Source organism: Parabacteroides sp. An277 (assembly GCF_002159645.1).
GTDB lineage: Bacteria > Bacteroidota > Bacteroidia > Bacteroidales > Tannerellaceae > Parabacteroides.
In genome coordinates, this window is sequence record NZ_NFJB01000065.1 from 1 (window position 1) to 7,978 (window position 7,978).

At 48.1% G+C, this 7,978-nt stretch carries 8 protein-coding genes; 5 read left to right on the top strand and 3 right to left on the bottom strand.

Going from position 1 to position 7,978, the window contains the following annotated elements:
- Positions 1-89 precede the first annotated feature (89 nt).
- A complete protein-coding gene (tnpA, locus tag B5F77_RS15800; protein WP_162608019.1) occupies positions 90-440 on the bottom strand; it encodes an IS200/IS605 family transposase in 351 nt (116 codons plus the stop codon).
- A gap of 400 nt (positions 441-840) precedes the next feature.
- A complete protein-coding gene (locus B5F77_RS15065) occupies positions 841-2,022 on the bottom strand; it encodes a DUF418 domain-containing protein (RefSeq protein WP_087332251.1) in 1,182 nt (393 codons plus the stop codon).
- A gap of 169 nt (positions 2,023-2,191) precedes the next feature.
- Here B5F77_RS15065 and B5F77_RS15070 point away from each other — a divergent pair, with 169 nt between their 5' ends.
- The 5 genes from B5F77_RS15070 (at position 2,192) to B5F77_RS15090 (ending at position 6,849) form a co-directional block, all read left to right on the top strand.
- A complete protein-coding gene (locus tag B5F77_RS15070; protein ID WP_087332253.1) occupies positions 2,192-3,367 on the top strand; it encodes a DUF418 domain-containing protein in 1,176 nt (391 codons plus the stop codon).
- 141 nt (positions 3,368-3,508) lie between these two features.
- Positions 3,509-4,792, top strand: coding sequence for a UDP-N-acetylmuramoyl-tripeptide--D-alanyl-D-alanine ligase (gene murF / locus B5F77_RS15075; RefSeq protein WP_087332256.1), 1,284 nt, complete (start codon positions 3,509-3,511; stop codon positions 4,790-4,792).
- A 42-nt stretch (positions 4,793-4,834) separates the two neighbouring features.
- A complete protein-coding gene (locus B5F77_RS15080) occupies positions 4,835-5,152 on the top strand; it encodes an iron-sulfur cluster assembly protein (protein ID WP_087332258.1) in 318 nt (105 codons plus the stop codon).
- Positions 5,152-5,922 carry a UDP-2,3-diacylglucosamine diphosphatase gene (locus B5F77_RS15085; protein ID WP_087332260.1) on the top strand — a complete coding sequence of 257 codons (771 nt, stop codon included), beginning with the start codon at positions 5,152-5,154 and terminating at the stop codon, positions 5,920-5,922. The genes B5F77_RS15080 and B5F77_RS15085 overlap by 1 nt, the downstream gene beginning before the upstream one ends.
- Before the next feature lie 3 nt (positions 5,923-5,925).
- Complete coding sequence (locus tag B5F77_RS15090; RefSeq protein ID WP_087332262.1) at positions 5,926-6,849, top strand: DMT family transporter; 924 nt, start codon at positions 5,926-5,928, stop codon at positions 6,847-6,849.
- On the opposite strand, the gene radC is transcribed toward B5F77_RS15090, so the two are convergent.
- Positions 6,842-7,543 carry a DNA repair protein RadC gene (radC, locus tag B5F77_RS15095; RefSeq protein WP_087332264.1) on the bottom strand — a complete coding sequence of 234 codons (702 nt, stop codon included), beginning with the start codon at positions 7,541-7,543 and terminating at the stop codon, positions 6,842-6,844. The genes B5F77_RS15090 and radC overlap by 8 nt on opposite strands.
- Between the last annotated feature and the right edge of the window lie 435 nt (positions 7,544-7,978).

The following is a 7,978-nucleotide window of genomic DNA, read 5'->3' on the forward strand; positions in this document are numbered from 1 at the left end:
AAAATCAAACTATTCAGAGCAAACCTCAGAGGGGTTGCAGACAAGAAGTTCTTCTTATTCCGTATTGCAAAACTATATGCATATCCCCACTAAATTTCTACTGAGCCCACTTTATCCTTTTCCATAGCCGAACAAGTTAAGGCACAATAAGATTTCCCCCAACCTGTGAAAAGAGGGAATTTCTCCTTTTGGGCACAAAGGTATTTATGGGTTGCTATTTTCATATCATGCATAAAAGCAGACAGTGTCACGGTTGGAGGAAGCTGGAGTAATAGATGGATATGATTGGGCATACCGCCTATGCGATACAATATGCCACCTTTTTCTTTAACAATACCCCATATATAACGATACAGATCGTTTTCATATTCAACCGTAATAGCAGGAATACTATTTTGGGGGCGAAAAATAAGATGATAAAGTAATCTTGTGTAACTCATAATTAATGTTGGTATTTCTTTTGGAAGACAAAGATATATAATATCCTGCAAAAAACAAATTCGACCCCTTCGAGGTCGTATAAGAAAGGGCCTCACTACCGAAGGTAGCACTTCGTACAAACCTCGGTTAAGCATAGTTAGACGGTTGCACCGTCTGGAATTATCTTCCGGAAGATAACCGTAACGACTTATTTGCATTAACAGATAGATTTCAAAGCGATGCCACTCCATCGGATAGCGAGGTAATCCCTGAATTAATAGGGAAACCTCAGACGATAATAGAACGGGGTCATCCTCAACAAGTATGTTAAAAGAAAACGCCCTACAAAACAGGCGTAAATGGCTTCGGTTTTAGGTCAAACTCTCGTCATTTACGCCTACATTTCCGGTAAATACCCCGCTACTTCTTCCCTATCCACGTCAGCCGATGCCAAATGGTCTCCAAAGGACCGCGGCGGAAATGGCGGAACCACCAGTGGGCAAAAGCTAATTGCAAGAGGAAGAAGGCAATGCCGATAAGGAGGCTGGACGTCGTCCCGCAATATTGATGCAATCCCAACCCATAGCCGAAGTAAAGGAAGCTACCGAGGATGGATTGCGAGATGTAATCCGTCAAACTCATCTTCCCATACGGAACCAATACGCGTTGTACCCGTCCTTCGTTAATCCAGTATAGTAAAAGGAATCCACTGACCATCACCAGCATGAACGCCAGGTTATACCACGAATTCCAAATGGTTTGCATGGTGGCTTTCAGGAAAGGGTTCGCGATTTGCGGGTACAGGAACTCTTTTCCGAAATAAAGCAACACGGCACTCGGAAGGGCATAGAAAGCAACCCGTTGCCAGAAACACATTACCTCCGTACGCGTCTCGTCCGTCAGCCGGAACAATCCTTTCCGTCCTAAGAGCATACCTATCATAAAGAGAGAGGCTGTCTGGAAGACACGCCCGTAACACCACGCCCAATTCAGGCTGGCGAGCTGACCGGTCACGAAATTCACCTTTATCATCTCCCACAACGAATCTCCACCCAACTCCGGATAGACATCGCCCAACGAGAAAAGCGTCTGTTCGGGATTCGCCGCCGGATTCAACAGCGCATACACCACCTTACCCCACTCCAAAGGTTGCAGCATCAGGATGAAAGCAATCCATGCCACAGCCTTGTTCGACAGATGCCGCACCGGCACCAGCACGAAGCCGAGCAAAGCATAGAGTACCAATATCTCGCCCGGAAAGAACGACGCATTGATAAACCCAAAGCCTAACAATAAGAGCAATCGCCACATATAGCGGTTACGGAAATCCTCGCCCCGCTGTTCGCAATGATGTTGCTGCAAATAAAAAGTAAAACCAAAAAGCAGGGCGAAGATGGCATACGCCTTACCCGAAAAAAGAAAGAAAAGCAAATCCCATAGCTGCTTGTCCAAACTACCCCAAAAGGGCGAAGCCGCCTCTGGGAAAGAATAAAAATTGAAATGCTCAATGTTGTGCAATAACACGATTCCCATCACTGCAAAGCCGCGCAGCGCATCCACTGCCAGCACGCGTTCACCCGAACGTAACTCTCCGTTTGCCATATTGTTTGATTGATTAAGTAATTAAAGCCGCGAACTTACAAATTATCTACGAAATGCGCAAGAACTTCGGCAGAGATGGGATAGGAATACAAAAATATTTTTACCTTTGTCTCTCCTATCCGAGTGGATAAAAAGCATAATAACAGATTAAATTAAAAAAACACACATTATGGAAACATCTCTTACCAAAGTACCCCGTATCGAAGGAGTGGATGCCTTGCGCGGTTTTGCCGTCATGGCTATTGTCTTGGTGCACAATTTGGAGCACTTTATTTTTTCCGTTTACCCGACGTCGTCCCCGGCTTGGTTGCAGGTACTCGACCAAGGCGTGTTTACAGGCATCTTTGCTCTTTTTGCCGGCAAAGCGTATGCCATCTTCGCCCTGCTGTTTGGATTTACATTTTATATTCAAAGCCATAACCAGCGGATACGAGGGAAGGATTTCGGATACCGCTTCCTCTGGCGACTGATATTGCTGGTGGCATTTGCCACATTGGATGCGGCCTTCTTCCCTGCGGGCGATGTGCTGCTACTGTTTGCCGTCGTCGGGCTGGTCTTGTTTTTCACGCGAAACTGGAGCAACCGGGCTTTGCTCGTGGCCGCCGTCTTCTTCCTTTTGCAACCCGTGGAATGGTATCATTTCGTAGCACACCTCGTGAACCCTGCCCACGCCTTGCCCGACTGGAAAGTGGGCGAAATGTATGCCACAGTGGGGGAAGTCACAAAATCAGGCAACTTCTGGGATTTCTTGTGGTGCAACATCACGTTAGGACAAAAAGCAAGCCTCCTGTGGGCCGTCAATGCCGGACGATTCTTCCAGACGGCAGGGCTTTTCCTCTTAGGTTTCTATTTAGGACGGACCGGACATTTTGCCGCAACCGAAGCCAACCGGGTATTCTGGATGCGGATACTCATCCTGAGCGCCGTGCTCTTTTCGCCCCTTTATGCTTGGCACGAAGAACTGATGAAGAGCGAAACGTTCATCCAGCAAACCGCCGGGACCGCTTTCGACATGTGGCAGAAACTGGCCTTCACCGCCGTGCTCGTCGCTTCCTTCCTCTGGCTTTACCAGACGCCGCGCTTTAGCCAGGCCGTCTCCCACCTCCGCTTCTACGGACGCATGAGCCTGACGAACTACATCTCGCAATCCGTTATCGGTTCCCTCATTTATTTTCCTTTCGGACTTTACCTGGCGCCCTATTGCGGTTATACCGTGAGCCTGCTGATAGGCATCGTAGTCTTCGTGCTGCAAATCGCCTTTTGCCGTTGGTGGCTTGCCCGCCATAAACAGGGACCGCTGGAAAGCCTTTGGCACCGATGGACGTGGATCGGAAGCCAGAAATGAAATCGGCGTAAGTTACGCAAGCTTCACCACGTGTGAGGAACGACTTGCGTAACTTACGCGAGCGATTTTTTCTACCCGGACAACTTGCGGGATACAATTTTATGCGTACTTTTGCGCCGGTTTTTAAAGAAACATTCGATTATGGATATCTCTGACTTGTACGAACTGTTTATACATCACCGGCAGGTATCGACCGATAGCCGGAATTGTCCTAAAAACGGCCTGTTTTTTGCCCTGAAAGGAGCTCGTTTCGACGGGAATAAATATGCGGAAGAAGCCCTGAAGGCAGGAGCTGCTTATGCCATTATCGACGACCCCGCCTATGCAATGGGCGACCGCTGCATCCTGGTAGACAACACCCTGAAGACGTTGCAACAATTGGCACACCGGCATCGCAAAGCCCTGGGTACGCCGCTGATCGCCGTCACGGGGACAAACGGCAAAACGACGACCAAAGAACTCCTCGCCGCTGTCCTCTCGACCAAATACAACGTACTGTATACGGAAGGAAACCTGAACAACGAAATCGGGGTGCCGCTCACGTTGCTCCGCCTGACAATCGACCATGAAATGGCGGTTGTGGAGATGGGCGCCAACCACCCAGGCGAAATCAAGGCACTCTGCGAGATAGCAGCGCCGAATTATGGAGTGATTACGAATGTCGGCCAGGCACATTTGGAAGGATTTGGTTCGTTTGAAGGCGTGCTCCATACGAAAGGCGAATTGTATGACTACCTGCGCCATACGCATGGCAAGATTTTTATCCAGAAAGAGAACGCTGCACTGCAGTCTATCGCCAAAGGCTTGGAACAAATTACCTACGGACAGGTGGAAGGCGATTTCGCCGTGGGACACGTGGTCAGTGCCGACCCTTACCTGACGTTCGACTGGAAACAGCAGGGCAAAGTACATACTGTCGAGACACACCTCATCGGAAACTATAACCTGAACAACTTGCTGGTTGCCGTAGCTGCCGGACGCTACTTCAAGATTCCGGCCGAACGCATCAGCCGCGCCATCGCCGCCTACGAACCAACCAACCATCGTTCGCAGCTTCTTCAAACGGCCCGCAACGAAGTGATAGTGGATGCTTACAATGCCAACCCGAGCAGTATGCAAGCGGCGTTGGACAATTTCGCCCGCCTGACGTGCCAACCGAAAGCAGTCATCCTGGGAGACATGTACGAACTGGGCGAACAGAGCGACGCATTGCACCAAGAGATAGTGGACCAACTCCAAACAACTGGCATCGATACAGTTTGGCTTTGCGGCCCGCATTTCGCCCAAACGAAAAATGAATATAAGACTTTCCCCACTACAGCGGAATTGCAAGACTATCTGAAGGCACATCCGCTGGAAGGGTATCACATCCTGCTGAAAGGTTCGCACGCCATGGCCTTCGAATCGCTTATTGAATGGCTCTGAAAAGTTTCGTACCTTTGTTCCCTCATCGATAAAGAAAAAGAAATGAAGAACGAATTTCTGCAAACAGAAGAGGCGATAGTCGCCATGCTGAAAACAGTCTACGACCCGGAAATACCGGTAAACGTATATGATTTGGGATTGATATATAAAATCGACGTAGACGACGAAAAGAACGTCCGTATCGACATGACACTGACTGCGCCCAATTGCCCGGCAGCTGATTTTCTCCTGGAAGACATCCGGATGAAGGTCGCCTCGATTCAAGACGTAAAGAACGTGGAAGTCAACCTGGTGTTCGAGCCGGAATGGGATAAAGACATGATGTCGGAAGAGGCAAAACTGGAATTAGGTTTCTTGTAATGGTTACATCACGTACAAAAATCTATTTTGCTTCTGACGCCCATCTTGGCGCCCGTTTCCTCTCTGACGGAAGGGCCGCCGAGCGAAAACTGGTCCGCTGGTTGGACAGCATTAAGGATGATGCCCAAGCCGTATGGTTTCTGGGCGATATGTTCGATTATTGGTATGAGTACAAATACGTCGTACCGAAAGGGTTTACCCGTTTCTTGGGGAAAGTGGCAGAACTATCCGACGCGGGCGTGGAAATCCACTTCTTCATCGGCAACCACGACATTTGGATGTTCGATTATTTACCCCAAGAGGTAGGCGCCATCATCCACCGCGAACCCCTGACCATCGACTTGCTGGGCAAACGTTTCTTCTTGGCGCATGGCGACGAAGTAGACGACCGCAGCCGGGCATTTCGATTCATGCGCTGGTTGTTCCGGAACCGCGTTTGCCAAATCTTGTATAGCGCCATCCACCCACGCTGGACGTTCGGGTTCGCCCTTGGCTGGTCGCTCAGCAGCCGGAAGCAGGGACTGAAAAAACAAGAAGAGGTCTCATATCAAGGCGAAAGTGCCGAGTATTTAGTCCGATTTGCCAAATCCTATTTGCAGACGCATCCCGATATCCATTTCTTTATCTTCGGACATCGGCACATCATGCTCGACCTCATGCTCAGTCGCACCAGTCGCCTGCTGATAGCCGGAGATTGGATGCAACACTTCTCGTACATCGTTTGGGATGGCGAATCTCTTTTCTTGGAACAATTCGAAGTAGAAGAATAAGATATGAACACAAAAGCAAAAGGATATTTATTAGGGACAATTGCCGCCGCGACGTATGGCATGAATCCCCTGTTTGCATTACCGCTTTATAAAGATGGGATGAACCCCGACTCCGTACTTTTCTTCCGCTATGCATTGGCCATTCCCATCATGGCCTGCATGATTAAGGCACGCGGACGGAGTTTTAAAGTACGTCCCCAAGAGGTTTTACCGCTTGCCTTAATGGGCATGTTGATGGCACTCTCCTCGTTAACACTATTCCTGAGTTATAATTACATGGATGCCGGCATCGCCTCGACACTTCTATTTGTCTATCCGATTATGGTGGCCGTCATCATGGCCCTCTTTTTCCGGGAAAAGCTGACGAAGCTCACTATGGCCTGCATCTTCCTGGCACTTTCCGGCATCGGATTACTATATCAAGGAGATGGAGGTGAAACACTCAGCCTCATCGGTATCGGATTGGCGATGGCATCGGCCCTTTCGTATGCCATCTACATCATTGGTGTCAATCGTCCGATGCTGAAGGTTGTCCCGACAGTAACCCTCACGTTCTACGTGTTGCTTTTCGGTTTCACACTTTTCTTAGTCCGTGTAGATTTTGGACGGGATTTATTAATCACCGATACGTGGTATCTGTGGGGAAACCTGATAGCTTTAGCCCTTTTCCCCACCGTCATTTCGTTCCTATGTACCACACAAGCCATTCAATATATCGGCCCGACGCCAACTGCTATCTTGGGTGCATTAGAACCCTTGACCGCTATTTTCTTTGGCGTGCTGGTTTTCGGCGAAGCACTGACGCCTCGCCTTTGTACTGGAATCGTATTGATTTTATCTGCCGTTACGTTGATTATTGCCGGGAATAATATTTCAAGCCACTTGGTTCGTTTCCGCAAACTCTTTCCACGATTACCTTTCAAATAGAAACATCCAGCCTACCTTCGTCGGCATAACTATAAAAGCGTGTACCGGAGATAATGACATGGTCTACCAACTGAATGTCGCAAAGACGGGCGGCTCGGTTGATTTCCCATGTCATTTTATCATCGGCGCGGCTTGGCAAAAGATTCCCCGAAGGGTGATTATGGCAAAGTAGAATGCCTGAGGCCAACCTTTCTAACGCCACCTTCAAAATAACCTTTACGTCCACAATGGTTTCCGACACGCCTCCCTGACTTATCTTCTGTTTATGAATCACTTTATTGGAACGATTTAACGTAGCTATCCAAAACTCCTCATAAGGCAAGTCGCCCACTAAAGGGAAAAACGCTTTAAATACATCCTCGCTGGTGGCGATTCTAAAATAATGGGGAGATTTCGCCACCATGCGCCTCCGTCCTAATTCAATAGCAGCCAATATGGTCAATCCCTTTGCCTGGCCAATACCTTTAAAATTCTGCATCAAATCAGACAACGTAAGCCGGCTCAACTCATGCAAATTCTGCCGTACAGAAGACAAAATGCGTTGCGATAACTCTACCGCAGATTCATCACTATTTCCCGAACCTATCAAAATAGCTAACAATTCCGCATTACTAAGGGAAGAGATTCCGTTTTGGAGTGCTCGTTCGCGCGGACGTTCATCATTGCCCCAATCTTTTATAGATTTTCTTTTCATAGCAAAGCCTTTCTATTCTTTTTGTTTTTAATCGCGCGAATTTATCGCTTTTCTTCGAACTAAACAAATTTTCGAACTCGTTCTGCCTAAAAAAGATAGCATACATGGGGAAAATATAAGGATATATGCAAACGATTATAGTTATAATTGAAAACGATTCTCGTTATAAACGAAAACGATTTCAGGCATAAATTCCCCGCCCAATGCTCGCCTTTACAAAAGAAGTTCGTATCTTTGCCCTACGCTACTATTGGCGGAACCATTTAAAAGCATCCTTAGCTATGGCAGGATATGTAGATATGAAGCTGGATTACAGCTTTAAGAAAGCGTTTTCAGACAGGGAACAGTTGCGCGCTTTCTTGAATGATATGCTTCGCGGCGAACGTGTCGTGAAGAAGGTGGAACCCCGCAATCCGGAATGGTTGCCGTCCAGTC